Origin of the sequence: Chitinophaga sancti (genome assembly GCF_034087045.1) — a bacterium.
Taxonomy (GTDB): Bacteria; Bacteroidota; Bacteroidia; order Chitinophagales; family Chitinophagaceae; genus Chitinophaga; species Chitinophaga sancti_B.
Map to the genome: position 1 here is coordinate 1369293 of NZ_CP139247.1, position 13387 is coordinate 1382679.

Genomic DNA, 13387 nt, shown 5'->3' on the forward strand with positions numbered 1-13387 from the left:
GTAATTAGCGGATAAATTAAAATTAGGCCAGTGTTGTTTCCTTTACTGGTAATGGTCTTGGCGCGATTGTTTTCACGTGCTGAGCAATGTGCCGGATATGATCCGGAGTGGTGCCACAGCAACCGCCAACGATGTTTACAAAACCTTCTTTAGCAAAATCTTCGATGATGCAGGCTGTATCGTGCGGTGTTTCGTCGTATTCTCCGAATGCATTTGGCAGGCCGGCATTTGGGTAGCAACTTACATAACAGCCAGCTATCTGTGCCAGTTCCGCCACGTGTGGACGCATCTGCTCACCACCCAATGCACAGTTTAAGCCGACAGAGAATGGTTTGGCGTGCATTACGGAAATATAAAATGCTTCCAGGGTCTGACCGCTCAGTGTACGTCCGGAGGCATCGGTAATGGTACCGGAGATCATGATAGGTAGTTCCGGTTGTTTGATATCCCGGAAGTATTTCTTGGCAGCGTAGATAGCGGCCTTACTATTGAGGGTATCAAAGATGGTTTCGATCAGCAATATATCTACGCCTCCTTCGTGCAGACCACGAATTTGTTCGTAATAAGCAGTCACCACTTCGTCAAAAGTAACGGAGCGGAACCCCGGATTGTTCACATCGGGGGAGAGGGAGAGTGTTTTATTCAGCGGACCGATCGCACCAGCTACAAAGCGGGGCTTTTCGGGGTTCTTCGCTGTATAATCGTTTGCAGCTCTTTTTGCAATTTTTGCAGCAGCTATGTTCAGTTCAAAAGCGAGAGCCTGCATATCATAGTCGGCCATAGCGATGGTCGTGCTACTAAATGTATTGGTTTCGATGATGTCGGCGCCAGCTTCGAGGTATTCCCTGTGAATGGCTTCTATGATCTGGGGCTGAGTCAGGTTGAGCAGGTCATTGTTGCCTTTTACATCCATATGGTAATCCTTGAATCGCTCGCCTCTATAATCTGCTTCTTCCAGCTTGTAGCGCTGGATCATGGTACCCATAGCACCATCTATGATCAGAATACGTTCTGCCGCACACTGGGATAATGATTTCATATCGATAATGTGTTTACTGTTTTTTCTGGAAAGACATACAAAGATACTTATTAATTGCCTCATTATATGAAATATCACCAGCGGAAGATGTATTTGCAGAATTTTTTACTTTATTCGGGGAAATGAGAGAAAATTTTGTTTGAAACCAAAAGTCTACTATATTTGTAGGGTAATCCAACAATGGATCAATATACCACCATCTGATTACTACCAGGGAATCCACCACTTTGCCCGCATAGTTAACAACCAGCTTAAACAAAAAATTTAAGACAATGAGCATTGCGAAGCATGTACACAGCTTACAAAAGCATTTAGCGCAATTTGGTTTATACCCGGTTCCTGAGGATGCTGAAAATGAGGCTTCCACTGTATTTAGAATCTGCTTTCTGAACAAGTATGAGATTGAGCGCTGGCGTGAGCTGCGCAATGAGGAAGACGGTGGAGGAAAACTTAAAGACAAAGACCAATCATAGCTTTTTCATAACGTGGAATTACAGGTTAAACACACACGGGTGTTGTTGAGCACTCGTATCTTTTTTCAAAAACGCTGAAAGGCAGCTGCAGAACGCTGACACCTTCAGCGTTTTTTATTTCTGTACATAACTTTCGAGTGGTAAACGGTTAGAGATGGATCTGGCCAGCGTCATTTCATCAGCATATTCCAGTTCGCCGCCGAAGGCGATACCACGGGCGATGGTGGTGATCTTTACAGAAAAATCCTTCAGCTTTTTAGAGAGGTAATAAATGGTTGTGTCCCCTTCTATCGTCGGGCTCAGTGCCATGATGATCTCTTCCACACCTTGTTGCTGTACCCTTTCTACCAGAGAATAAATATTCAGTTGGTCCGGACCAATACCATCGATAGGGGAGATGATGCCACCAAGTACATGGTATACTCCGTTGAACTGCTGGGTATTTTCAATTGCCATGACATCGCGGATGGTTTCCACGACACATACCAGTGCTTTATTGCGGGAAGGGCTGCTACAGATAGAGCAGATTTCGTCGTCCGAGACGTTGTGACAGTTTTTGCAGAACTTGATCTGGTCACGCATGCGGGTAACCACTTCGCCGAATAGCTTCACCTGGGCAGGGTCCTGTTTGAGAAGGTGTAATACCAGGCGAAGCGCTGTTTTCTTGCCTATACCCGGCAGCCGCGCAAATTCATTAACAGCATTTTCTATCAGAGCGGAAGAAAAGATCATGGTACAAAAATAATGATTTTTCGTGGGGGCAATGCGCCCCCGGCCGGTTATAACTGCAATTTGATCGGGACTCCCCAGTTGGCTTTGATGTTCTCCTTTTTAGGGAAGTTTACTACTCTTTCGGGTTGTTTTTTGGGTGTACCATAGTATACCCCACGATCCCATTTGCCGTTATTGTTATCATCAATCAGAATCCTTACTTCATATTCGGCAGGCATAATGCGCTTCTGGATCCAGACGCCATTTACAATTTTGCCAGAGTATTTTATGTCTTTTTCTTTCACCAGCTGTGCCACAAAGTGCATGGTATCACCACCTGCAGCTTTCAGACTATCGCTGAGTGTGAGCGAGAGCATCGCACTGCCGTAATCTGATTCTTTTTTGGCAGTGAAGAGGATCGTATCTGCTTTTGACTGTTCCTGACCAAGGGTATCAAGTACCGCCTCTTTAGGAATGGTAAGGCGGTATGGGGTACCTTCTTTCCAGTTGTAAACCAGGTGTAGCACTTTGCGGGTAGAGTCGAAGAAAGTGGTGAAGGCTACTGGTTTGAAAGTAGTATCTTCTGCCAGGAGTATGTGGGTGGTATCCAGTGTTTTTACAGGAGCACTGAAGTTCACGATCAGTGGTTGCCCCAGATCCTGGGAGTTTTTCTCGCCCAGGGTAGCTGCCACGAAGATCTTTCTTTTCTTCTCTTTCTCTTTTTCTTCTTTGCTTTTGTGGTCTTCTTCTTCAGGAGGAGGGGCATTGTTACCACCTGGAGGAAGACCACCGGGTTCGCCACCAGGGCCGCCCATCTCGTCCGGACCACCCTTGAGGGTAGAATCTTTTTCCAGGAAAGTGAGCAATGGTACATCGTACAGGTTGGTTTCCCGCAGGTGTATCAGGCTATCGTGGAAGGCAATCAGTTCTTTAGGATCGTTGTATTGTAAATCCTTGTTCTCTTCTTTGATGGCGAATAATTTATAATCCCCGGGAGCCAGGTTTTTGAACCAGAATGCACCATTGCCTTTGGAACGGGCATAGTATACCGGCTTTTCCTTGGAAACCACGGAGTCTTCCAGGTGGCGGTACATCATAACAGATACGTTACTATCCGGTTTACCAGTTTCGGCATTGATGATGAAGCCTTTTACCTGCAGAGAGTCGAGGTAGTCGCCGGTAGATATTACGTAGGCATAGTCCAGAATAGGGTTATGCTCGTTGATATCGCGGATGGCGTCTGCAAAGTTGAATGTATAAGTGGTGTTCTTATCCAACGTATCCTTGATGACCATGGTGATAGTTCTCAATTTGGCTGTCACGGTCGGGGTACGCTTCAGGGTCGGGGATACGATCAGCTTTTCGAAGATGTTGTCCAGCTCTATGTATTCATTGAAAGACAGGACAACCTTGTGGGAGTTGAAATGCAGACTGGAATCCGCAGGACTGGCATTGAGCAATACAGGAGGTAAAGTATCCTTAGGTCCTCCACCGGGCGGAACGATGTTCGCACAGCGGGGGAATAAAAGTACACTTGCTATGATTACAATAAGCAGGGAAACCCAGCCACGGAAGTTCTGATTCATTTTTATCGTATTATGCCAAAAAACGGGTCCAAAGATCAAATTTGAATCAGTAATATCCAAATATTGCCGGAGCGCAGGAAATGTTAAAATTGTAATTCACTCTCTTCCTCGAGGTCATGCAGTGCGATGTGCAGCTTATGATCCTTCACAAAGTTGCACCATACGCAGTCCTCTTTACCACACCCGGTATAGAAGTCTTTGTTCTGGATTTTGGTCCAGGTGTCCACGATCTGCTGTGTTACAGCTGCGATATCATCTGCTGTGATAAACACTTTTTCCTTGTGATAAACCTTTTGCTTATTTGGCTCGATGAAGTCAAATTCTGTGCTGGATACCTGCCAGCTCTTGGAGCGGTAGTTGTCCAGCATGATCTTATAAAATACCGCCTGACGCCAGTAGTCGCCGCCGTTTGGATTTTTCTCGTTTGGACGGTCAAACTTTTTATAGTCTTTGATGGCTTTCTCGTAATCACCGGTTTTATAGTCCACTACATTCACCTGATTGCCTTCAAATTCCAGTTTATCCACCTTTCCTTTTAGCGGTACGCCACTCACTACGATATTGCGCACATTCCTTTCCACACTTACGATCTTGTTCCATGTGCCGATGTAGGTATCGTAGTAGTTGGTCAGAATTTCCTTTCCATACTCCATTCTTCTTTCAAAAGATTCGCGGGTAAAGCATTCGCGGTTACGGCGCATGCTCCATATGAAGTCTTTGATGAATTCTTCGCGGGTAGGGAAAGTGTTGTTGCCGGCTTCCTGCATTTTCTGGAAGAGTTTTTCCAGTGCATAGTGTACGGCAGAACCAAATTCTGTATTCTCTGAGCGTCCTGTGGGGATGCGTACGAGGTTTTTATAGAAGAAGCCCAGTGGGCAGTCGAGGTAGTTGTTCAGCGCTGTCACGTTCATGGTAAAGCTGGAGAGCAGGTTGTCGATGAACAACTGATCTGCACGGGCAATTTCCGGTGCCAGGTTTTTGCTGTAGTGGAGAGATTCGAAGGCGAAAAGCGCTTCGTCGGAGAGTTCCACTTTTTCGTTTGGCAACTGGTGTTGTTCCAGTATTTCGGTGATGAACATGCTGGGTTCCAGCGGCTTTCCATCCAGTCTGAATTCCGGGTAACTGATGTACAGGTATTTTTCTGCACGGGTGATTGCCACATAAAAGAGACGGCGCAGTTCCTGTTCGTCTGAACTGATGGATTGTGTAGCAAATACCGTATCGGGGAATGAGAAACCGCTGTTGTTTTTCTTCTTCTTTTCCCAGAGGTGGGAGTTGGTACCTGCCAGGAAAATATATTCGAATTCCAGACCTTTTGAACCATGTGCGGTGATCAGGTTAATACCCTTTTCATTGCCGGACACCTGTACCAGTGGAATCGGAATTTTATTGGCTTCCATGAGGTCTACCATCTCTACAAATTGTACGAGGCTCAGGTCAGGATTACGGCGGGTTTCTTCTTTGATAAAATCGAAGAGTGCCTGCAATACTTTCATCAGCCACATCTTCTCAGGTGAATCCATGATATGGGAGAGGATACCTCCTTCGCTGATGATGCTGGCAAAGAGTTGTTGCAGGGTGAGATTATGTGCTTCTTTAATCCATCCTTCCAGCATTTTGCTCATCTCCATCATGGCCTGTTCAGGGGCTTCAGTAAAGAGGGTGAGGTTGCGGGTGGCTTGCCACTCCTGCAGGTATTGACGCATGGAAGATTTCTCCGCATAGCCTTTTTCGGCTACCCGTATACTTACTTTCGCTATTTCGACAGGTGGTATATCGTAAAAATCAAAGTGCATGATTTTGAAGAGCAGATCGTCTCCGCTGTAAGGCGTATCCAGTTCTGCTGCCAGGTAACGAAGTATGGTGAGTACTTTGCGTGCAAACGGGTTTTCAAAAATGTTCACATGCCTTTTGGAATAGAATGGAATGCCTTTGAGCCGAAAGTATTGCGCCAGCTCTTCGCCAAAACGGTTCTCACGGTAGATCACTGCTATCTTGCCGGCGGGAACGCCTTTTTCAAGCAGGGACACCATGGTGTTTGTCAATCCGGCCATTTCATCGCGGGGCGTGTTATAGCGCTGGATGACAGGTGTAATATTGAGGTTCATCAATTTTTCGTTGCTGGACGTTAGTTGTTTGCTAAGGCCAGGCAGCTGATTTACCAGACGGGAATCGCCGTTATTGTCAATTAGGGTCATGGAGACATCCAGGATATTCTGGGCAGAACGGTAGTTCTGTGTAAGCACGATGGTGAGCAGGGTTTCTGCAAAGCCCCCGGCAAACTGTTCCATATTTTCAATATTTGCACCCTGGAACCGGTAGATGGATTGATCGTCATCTCCCACAACGAATACGTTTGGCAATTCCTCGCCATAGATGAGTTGTTGTATGAGTTTATTCTGGGTACCACTGGTATCCTGGTACTCATCGACGAGTATATATTGAAAGCGTTCTTTGTAGTCAGCGAGTAGGTTGGGGTTTTGTTCAAAAGCCCTGATCACCCAGTTGATCATATCGTCAAAGTCGTAGCGGTTGGCGGCATGCATAAGGGAGGTGAACACGAGGAACTGCTCTACAGCAGCTTCCAGGCGGGCCATCTTCTCCGTTTCGACTTCAATTTTATCAGTGCGGATATCGCCTTTTTTAAAATTTTTGGTCGCTCTTTTGCAGATAAATTCATCACGGTTTGGCAGGTCGTCTATATAAGCTTTAATGGCGCCTTTGATGTAATCAACAGTCCAGCCTTCCCGCTTCATGGTGGAGAAGAGGTTGGAAAGATTGTTCATATCAAAGTATACATCGCCACGGTATCGTTTTAGAGGATTTTGTTTATCAAATCCGTCGATAAGTTTTTTGAGCAGTTGTATTTTTTCCAGCTCAGATATCGGATCAAGGCTGTTCTTTTCAAAAAAGCCGAGATTATCCTGGATCACTTCGTTACAGAAGGAGTGGAAGGTATGAATATTGACACGGTAGGCATCGGGGCCGATGAAATCGGTGAGGCGTTTACGCATGGCGACTGTACCGGCATCGGTGTAAGTAAGGCAAAGAATATTTTGTGGTAAAAAGTCTGTATCGCGCAGAATTTTGCCGATCCGCGATGCCAGGATCTGCGTTTTGCCGGTACCAGGTCCGGCTATCACCATCACAGGGCCTTCGGTATTGTCAACGGCTTCCCGCTGTCGTTCATTCAACCGATTATATACTTCCTCGAAACGTTGTTGATATTGATCTCTGGACATGACTATATTTGAAAATGGATTAGCATCTGGCAACACTAAAATATATATGAAGTTATGGCAAAAATCTATCGGTTGCGGTATGAGCAGGTATTAAATACATCAATATCGGAGGCATGGACGTTTTTTTCCCGGGCAGATAACCTGGAGAAAATCACGCCCTCTTATATGCGATTTGACATTACTTCGCCTGTGACAGATCAACCTATTTACGCAGGGGAAATTATTACTTACACAATTCATCCTGTATTGGGAATACCACTGAGCTGGATGACGGAAATTACACACGTGAAGGATGGAGTGTACTTTGTGGATGAGCAGCGGAAGGGCCCTTATGGTTTATGGCATCACCAGCATCATTTTGAGGAAGTGGAAGAGGGTGTAAAGATGACTGACATTGTACACTACTCACTGCCATTAGGTATTTTGGGTAGGGTTGCACATGCTCTTTTTGTACGGCGTCAGCTGGAAGGTATTTTTACCTACAGGCGAAAGAAGATCCAGGAGTTCTTTGTGTAACATTTATATGTTATAACAAGAAAGTTGATGGTTATTGGTAGAATAGCTATCTTAGTTATAGTTAAACCTACAACATTTGGGACAGGCTGCTGTTCATATTGATGAGCATTTACTGATTGAACGCTTGATTGCTGATGACCCCGGGGCCAGGGAGTTATTGTATGACTACTATGGTCCAGCTCTTTTCAGTTTAATTTTACAAGTGGTTCCTGATAATAAAAAGGCTGAGGACATCCTTATTACTGTGTTTGTACGTATATATAGTGAGGTATATAGTTACAAGCAGTCCGGCAACACCACGCTCTTCGGATGGATGATGCGCCTGACAAGGGAAATAGCTTTTTCGGAGGGAAGTTATGCAGATGGGGAAATAATGGGGGGAGTCGCTATTCAGGGGTATCATTCGCTACATCGATTTACCAACACCTTGCCACAGGAAAAACAAAAAATTTTTTACCTGTGCTACTTTAAAGGCTTGCCTAAAGAAGCAGTTGCCAGGATGATGGGGGTGGAAGCAGAAATGGTAGCCGGACAGATGAGGGAAATTATGGTGGCTTTCAGAAATTTTTTAAGAAATTAATTGGAACTGGATCACTACATACAAAGCGGTATCATAGAGAGCTATGTACTTGGGCTTGCTACCAACGTAGAGGTAGAAGAGCTTCAATATATGCGTAGGCTTTACCCGGAACTCAACAGTGAAATAGCTGCTGTAGAGAAGCGTATGGAAAGACAGGCGTTTGCAGAGGCTGTATTGCCTCCAGAGCGTTTGAAAGATCGGATCTTTCAGCGGATCAACTGGCGGGAAGAAGATTATCATGACACCACTGATTATGGCAGATCTAATCAAAACCAACAGGCTAATTACAATACCACCTATATCAATATCCAGCCAAAGGATAATCAATATATCACAGTACACAAGTGGTGGAAAGTGTTTTTCATTGCTGTATTTATTCTCTCAAAGGTTTGTCTGGCTTCTGCAATTTACTTCTACCTGAAGTATCAGATGCAGGAAAAAAAGCTGGAACAAGTATCTCCCCGTGCAGAATTCCCTGCCAATTCCAGGTGATTTTCCTATCAAAAGCACAAAAAAGTAATATAATTCAGATTTTAATTTGACATTTGCGAAGGCATGTGAAGTTGACCTTTGGAGGGAACACATGGTTTCACCTTCTTATTTATCACCCTCTGGATTTACAAGATTACATAGATAGTGGCATTATTGAAAGCTATTTGCTGGGGCTTGCCTCAGTAGAGGAGGAAGCATTGCTGGAACGCATGCGTTACATCTACCCTGAGCTGGAAACAGAAATCGCCATGGCGGAGTACCGGTTGCAAAGAGTCACCGAAGAGGGAGGTGTAACTCCTCCCGCAAAAGTCTGGAATAAGATTACAGCTCGAATCAGCTGGGAACGACTTCCCAGGGGTAAAAGGCCTTCGCCTGAAAATCCGACCTATATTTTACAGCCCCGCAACTATACAATGACTGTAAGCATCTGGTGGCGTTGTGCAGTTATTGCGATGGGTATGATTATTATAGCGTTAACAGCTACCACCATTTATTTTTATAATCGTTTTCATCAGATGGAAGACCGATTTCTCCGCACGCTGTCCCACATAGAACAGCAGCAGCAAACCCATAGGTAGGTTTGGTACACTTCTTGTCTTTTCTTATCTCTAGCCGGTAACTAATTGCGTTACTGCCTTTTTAACATTTAAATATTTCTTACATGAAGCATCTAACATTAGCAGCATTGTGCTTGCTGGCATCTCTCTTCACCATATCCTGCAAAACCCAGTCAGGGGCACCCACTAATACCAATGTGAGCGCAAGCAAGGGTAATATAAAGGGAAACTGGGTTATTACTGATATCAGCTTTGAAGGGATTCCTCAGCATTCAAAAGTTACTGTTTTTGATCAGGCTTCTTATAGTTGCTTTAAAGGTAGCCAGTGGATATTCCCCAATAATGAGACAAACGGTTCTTTTACACTGACCAATACCGATGATGGTTGTAACACAGCTTCACAGCCTATTGTATGGTCTATCTACAAAGCAGGTGGTGTAGAAATGTTACAGTTCAAAAAGATTGGCGGTGGTGTAAAAGCGAAGAATGTAGCAGAAGGGTACCGTCTCGAGATCAGCTCCCTGGATAAAACTACCATGGTATGGAGAGCTGCGGTGAATTACGAGGACAAAACAGGATATATCATTTACACGCTACAGCGTAGCTAAGGTATAAAACAGAAACCGGCTGAAAGGGCCGGTTTTTTATTTTATAGTTGTTGTGGTTCGGCATGTTGTCTGGCAAAGCGCATAAACAGTTGCGCTAATTTATCCTGTTGTCCCTGCAGGTATATAAAATGGAACTTTCTCACCAGTTTAAAGTTTTTGACTGGCAGAATCTTGAATTCTCCTGCTTCCAGTTCCCGCTGTACTGCTTTGAGGGAGAGGAATGCAGCGCATGGCGCATGGTGCAGGTAAGATTTGATACTCTCTGTACTACCCATGTACATAGCTATCTGCAGGTCGGTCAGCTTTAGTTTTAATCTTTTCAGTTCATCCGTAATTACTTCCAGTGTACCTGAGCCGTGTTCACGCATGAGCAGGGGAATATTTTTAAGATCGGCTGCATTCAATGTAGTATTGTCACCGTAGTTGTAGTTGACATTTCCAATCAGGGCTATTTCGTCTTTGGCAATTTCCACATACTTGAGAACCGGATTTTTTGAACGGCCTTCAATGAGACCCAGTTGGATATTTTTGTCAAAGAGGGCCTGTTCTATCTGTTCGGTATTGCCACTGATCAGGGAAGCTGTGATTTCAGGATAGCGTTGGTTAAACTGTGCCAGTAAGGGTGGAATGAAGTATTGTGCGATAGTGGTACTTGCACCTAAAGCCAGCAGGCCGCCCTGTTCATGTTTGAGCTGGTTGATCTCGTATTCGAGATTGCGGTAGCTGGTAAAGATATCGTCTGCGTGTTTGAGCATCACCTGTCCTGCTCGGGTAATCTTGATACGGTTGCCTATTCTTTCAAAGAGGGCCATGCCCAGCTGTTGTTCCAGTTCGTGAATGTGTTTGGTCACGGCGGGCTGGGAAATAAATAACTCTTCGGCTGCTTTGGTAAAGCTGAGGCGCCGGGCAACTGTATAAAACACTTTTAACCTGAAGTCCAACATGCGATAAATGTACGAAAATAAAAAAGCTGGCCTGTAATAGCCAGCCTTTTACAATAATTAAGCTTTCTTTTTAGTGTTAGTTGCTTTAACGTCTTTGTTCTCCTTGAAACGTTTGTCAGGCGTACCATCTTTCTTTTTAGGTCCACTGGCAGTCTTAGTTTCTTTGTTCTCCTTATAACGTTTATCAGGCGTACCGTCTTTCTTCATCTTTTGAGCATCCTGTTTAGCTTCAGTTTTTGGCTTGTCTTGTTTTTGCTGTGCGGCAGGAGTCTGTGCAAACGCGATAGAAGCACCCAAGAGCAGGGCGAATACGCCAGTCAGAAACTTTTTCATAGTGTTGTTCATTTTAAATTAAAAAGTATAGAAAATATTACTTCAATGCTGGTTTAAGCGACTGGTACTTAGAATTTTAAACCGTAGTTCTCACATATAAAATACGTATATATACGCTTGACTCAGGGCCTCTGTCAGGCGTACCTTTGTATCACCTGACAATAAGATAATTAACCCCAAAAACTTATTTGAATGTTAGAGAAAACGATGTATCGATTGTCTGACTATATATTATAACCCCAACTATTGATTTTAGTTCGTCCGTTAACCTCAAGAACACGCATAAAGATGCGAGGGCTGTTGTGAACCAACAGCCCTTATTTATTTTTAGTTATTTGTATCTACCCACATGCCGTTTTCCCTGATCAGGTTGATGAGTTCATCAACAGCTACGTCACTGTTCAATCCGCGTTTTACCACTTCTTTACCTTTATACAGGGTGATTTTACCAACGCCGCTACCTACATAGCCAAAGTCAGCATCAGCCATTTCGCCGGGGCCATTTACGATACAACCCATAATGGCGATCTTCACTCCTTTGAGATGATTGGTTACAGCTCTGATACGTGCAGTTGTTTCCTGCAGATCGAATAGGGTACGACCGCAGGAAGGGCAGGAGATATATTCAGTTTTAGAAATTCGGGTACGGGTAGCCTGCAGGATACCAAAGGCTACGTTATTCAGCAATGTACGATCTACTGTGTCATCGGCTGTATCTGTTTTCTCCAGCCATAAGCCATCGCCAAAGCCATCCAGCAGTAAGGCGCCGGTTTCTGTAGCGTAGTGAATCAGGTGTTCATCGTTTGTCTGTTCCGCAGCCAGGCAGCGAAGTATTACCGGCAGCTGTACATTTTGCTGTATCAGGGTCATGAATGCCCTGCGTATTTCAGGCATTGCATGCTGATTTGATGAATGCAGGCAAAGCACTACAGGTTTGCCATTGTTCAATTGCAGGAGCAGTTCTTCTGTCATTTCAACACCGGTATTGATGTCTACAAAGTTTAAAATAGCAGAAGTATTTTTTGCCTGTAAAAACTCTTCGGCAGAGAAGAGCGGCATGTATTTTTCCTTGTCTTCAGCAGTTTCCCAAAGGGTGTTGGGAACGATCACTTTCAGTGTGCCAGGCAATGCAAAGGAAAGTACCTCATGGCAGAACAGGTAGTCTGCTGCTGCATCGGCAATATTCCATTTGTCAGTATCTGCATCGTAATTATATCCGATGCCCTTCAGGTTTTCAGGTGTGATATTATTGACTGCGCTCAGGTCAGCTACTACTACCGGTACCTGCTTGCCACCTACATTATTGAAGGCGACAGATTCACGGCGTTTGTAATTGAAAGGAGAGTAAGGCACCTGCTCAACCGGAGGAATGGGGGCATGTTGCTGACGGTTAGCATAGCGCTTTATCAGGTCGCGGCATACAGGCAGTTCGAATTCCGGATCTTCTGTGAGAGAGACACGAATTGTATCGCCGATACCATCTTCCAGCAGGGTGCCGATACCAACGGCCGATTTGATACGGCCATCTTCACCATCACCAGCTTCCGTTACACCGAGGTGCAGTGGATAGCAATGACCAAGTTCATCCTGCATGGTTTGAATGAGCAGGCGGTAAGCCTGTACCATTACCTGCGGATTGCTGGCCTTCATACTTAGGATGATGTTGCGGTAGCTCAGGTCTTCTGCGATACGGAGAAATTCCATCGCGCTTTCCACCATCCCCATGGGAGTATCACCATAGCGACTCATGATACGATCGCTGAGGGAACCATGGTTTGTACCGATACGCATAGCGGTACCATATTCTTTACAGATGTTCACCAGAGGGGTGAATTGTTTGCGAATACGGTCTGTTTCAGCCATGTATTCACTGTCTGTATAGTTGATGGTCTCAAATTTCTTTTTATCTACAAAGTTGCCGGGGTTGATACGCACTTTTTCCACAATGCGGGCTGCTACTTCAGCAGCATTGGGAGTGAAGTGGATATCGGCCACAAGGGGGGTATGATAGCCTCTTTTACGCAGTTCGTTTTTAATGGGCAGCAGGTTTTCTGCTTCTTTTTTGCTGGGCGCAGTGATACGCACCAGTTCGGAGCCCGCTTCGATACAACGAATGGCCTGTTCTACAGTAGCCAGGGTATTCATTGTATCTGTAGTCGTCATGGTCTGGATACGCACAGGGTTAAAATTCCCTATCAACAAATCTCCTACCTTAACTTCAAGCGTAGCCAACCTTTTATACTCCGTCAGTGAATTACAATATAACTGCATAGTTCGAAAAAATATCCAGGACAAAGGTAACAAAA

13 protein-coding genes are annotated in these 13387 nt (G+C 44.8%); 6 read left to right on the forward strand and 7 right to left on the reverse strand.

Annotated features, from left to right (window positions below; genetic code table 11):
• Positions 1 to 22: 22 nt before the first annotated feature.
• On the reverse strand, positions 23 to 1039 hold the full coding sequence (locus SIO70_RS05730) for a homocysteine S-methyltransferase family protein (protein ID WP_320579998.1): 1017 nt from the start codon (positions 1037 to 1039) through the stop codon (positions 23 to 25).
• Positions 1040 to 1311: 272 nt separating this feature from the next.
• Between SIO70_RS05730 and SIO70_RS05735 the strand changes: the two genes are divergently transcribed.
• Entirely contained in the window at positions 1312 to 1512 is a 201-nt protein-coding gene (locus SIO70_RS05735) for a hypothetical protein (protein ID WP_320579999.1), read from the forward strand.
• Between the two features lie 114 nt (positions 1513 to 1626).
• Here SIO70_RS05735 and recR read toward each other — a convergent pair whose 3' ends face one another.
• The 3 genes from recR to SIO70_RS05750 all read right to left on the reverse strand — a co-directional run bounded on the left by recR (position 1627) and on the right by SIO70_RS05750 (position 7051).
• Positions 1627 to 2244 carry a recombination mediator RecR gene (gene recR / locus SIO70_RS05740; RefSeq protein WP_320580000.1) on the reverse strand — a complete coding sequence of 206 codons (618 nt, stop codon included), beginning with the start codon at positions 2242 to 2244 and terminating at the stop codon, positions 1627 to 1629.
• Positions 2245 to 2291: 47 nt separating this feature from the next.
• Entirely contained in the window at positions 2292 to 3809 is a 1518-nt protein-coding gene (locus tag SIO70_RS05745; protein ID WP_320580001.1) for an Ig-like domain-containing protein, read from the reverse strand.
• An 83-nt stretch (positions 3810 to 3892) separates the two neighbouring features.
• Positions 3893 to 7051, reverse strand: coding sequence for an ATP-dependent DNA helicase (locus SIO70_RS05750; protein ID WP_320580002.1), 3159 nt, complete (start codon positions 7049 to 7051; stop codon positions 3893 to 3895).
• A gap of 54 nt (positions 7052 to 7105) precedes the next feature.
• Here SIO70_RS05750 and SIO70_RS05755 point away from each other — a divergent pair, with 54 nt between their 5' ends.
• From SIO70_RS05755 to SIO70_RS05775, 5 genes are all read left to right on the forward strand, one after another.
• Positions 7106 to 7567 carry an SRPBCC family protein gene (locus SIO70_RS05755; protein ID WP_320580003.1) on the forward strand — a complete coding sequence of 154 codons (462 nt, stop codon included), beginning with the start codon at positions 7106 to 7108 and terminating at the stop codon, positions 7565 to 7567.
• Positions 7568 to 7643: 76 nt separating this feature from the next.
• A complete protein-coding gene (locus SIO70_RS05760; RefSeq protein ID WP_320580004.1) occupies positions 7644 to 8147 on the forward strand; it encodes a sigma-70 family RNA polymerase sigma factor in 504 nt (167 codons plus the stop codon).
• Complete coding sequence (locus SIO70_RS05765) at positions 8148 to 8639, forward strand: hypothetical protein (RefSeq protein WP_320580005.1); 492 nt, start codon at positions 8148 to 8150, stop codon at positions 8637 to 8639.
• A gap of 164 nt (positions 8640 to 8803) precedes the next feature.
• Positions 8804 to 9217, forward strand: a complete 414-nt coding sequence (locus SIO70_RS05770; protein ID WP_320580006.1) for a hypothetical protein — start codon at positions 8804 to 8806, stop codon at positions 9215 to 9217.
• Positions 9218 to 9300: 83 nt separating this feature from the next.
• On the forward strand, positions 9301 to 9804 hold the full coding sequence (locus tag SIO70_RS05775) for a lipocalin family protein (RefSeq protein WP_320580007.1): 504 nt from the start codon (positions 9301 to 9303) through the stop codon (positions 9802 to 9804).
• A gap of 41 nt (positions 9805 to 9845) precedes the next feature.
• Here the strand turns inward: SIO70_RS05775 and SIO70_RS05780 are convergent, their stop codons facing one another.
• The 3 genes from SIO70_RS05780 to ispG form a co-directional block, all read right to left on the reverse strand.
• Entirely contained in the window at positions 9846 to 10748 is a 903-nt protein-coding gene (locus tag SIO70_RS05780) for a LysR substrate-binding domain-containing protein (RefSeq protein ID WP_320580008.1), read from the reverse strand.
• A 57-nt stretch (positions 10749 to 10805) separates the two neighbouring features.
• Entirely contained in the window at positions 10806 to 11081 is a 276-nt protein-coding gene (locus SIO70_RS05785) for a hypothetical protein (RefSeq protein WP_320580009.1), read from the reverse strand.
• A 327-nt stretch (positions 11082 to 11408) separates the two neighbouring features.
• Positions 11409 to 13352 (reverse strand): (E)-4-hydroxy-3-methylbut-2-enyl-diphosphate synthase, encoded by a 1944-nt coding sequence (gene ispG, locus SIO70_RS05790; RefSeq protein ID WP_320580010.1) that lies wholly within the window; start codon positions 13350 to 13352, stop codon positions 11409 to 11411.
• Between the last annotated feature and the right edge of the window lie 35 nt (positions 13353 to 13387).

Coding starts and splice junctions, on each gene's coding strand:
- SIO70_RS05730 (WP_320579998.1), bottom strand. CDS start 1,039: ATGAAATCATTATCCCAGTGTGCGGCAGAACGTATTCTGATCATAGAT.
- SIO70_RS05745 (WP_320580001.1), bottom strand. CDS start 3,809: ATGAATCAGAACTTCCGTGGCTGGGTTTCCCTGCTTATTGTAATCATA.
- SIO70_RS05775 (WP_320580007.1), top strand. CDS start 9,301: ATGAAGCATCTAACATTAGCAGCATTGTGCTTGCTGGCATCTCTCTTC.
- SIO70_RS05780 (WP_320580008.1), bottom strand. CDS start 10,748: ATGTTGGACTTCAGGTTAAAAGTGTTTTATACAGTTGCCCGGCGCCTC.
- SIO70_RS05785 (WP_320580009.1), bottom strand. CDS start 11,081: ATGAAAAAGTTTCTGACTGGCGTATTCGCCCTGCTCTTGGGTGCTTCT.
- SIO70_RS05735 (WP_320579999.1), top strand. CDS start 1,312: ATGAGCATTGCGAAGCATGTACACAGCTTACAAAAGCATTTAGCGCAA.
- ispG (WP_320580010.1), bottom strand. CDS start 13,352: ATGCAGTTATATTGTAATTCACTGACGGAGTATAAAAGGTTGGCTACG.
- SIO70_RS05750 (WP_320580002.1), bottom strand. CDS start 7,051: ATGTCCAGAGATCAATATCAACAACGTTTCGAGGAAGTATATAATCGG.
- recR (WP_320580000.1), bottom strand. CDS start 2,244: ATGATCTTTTCTTCCGCTCTGATAGAAAATGCTGTTAATGAATTTGCG.
- SIO70_RS05755 (WP_320580003.1), top strand. CDS start 7,106: ATGGCAAAAATCTATCGGTTGCGGTATGAGCAGGTATTAAATACATCA.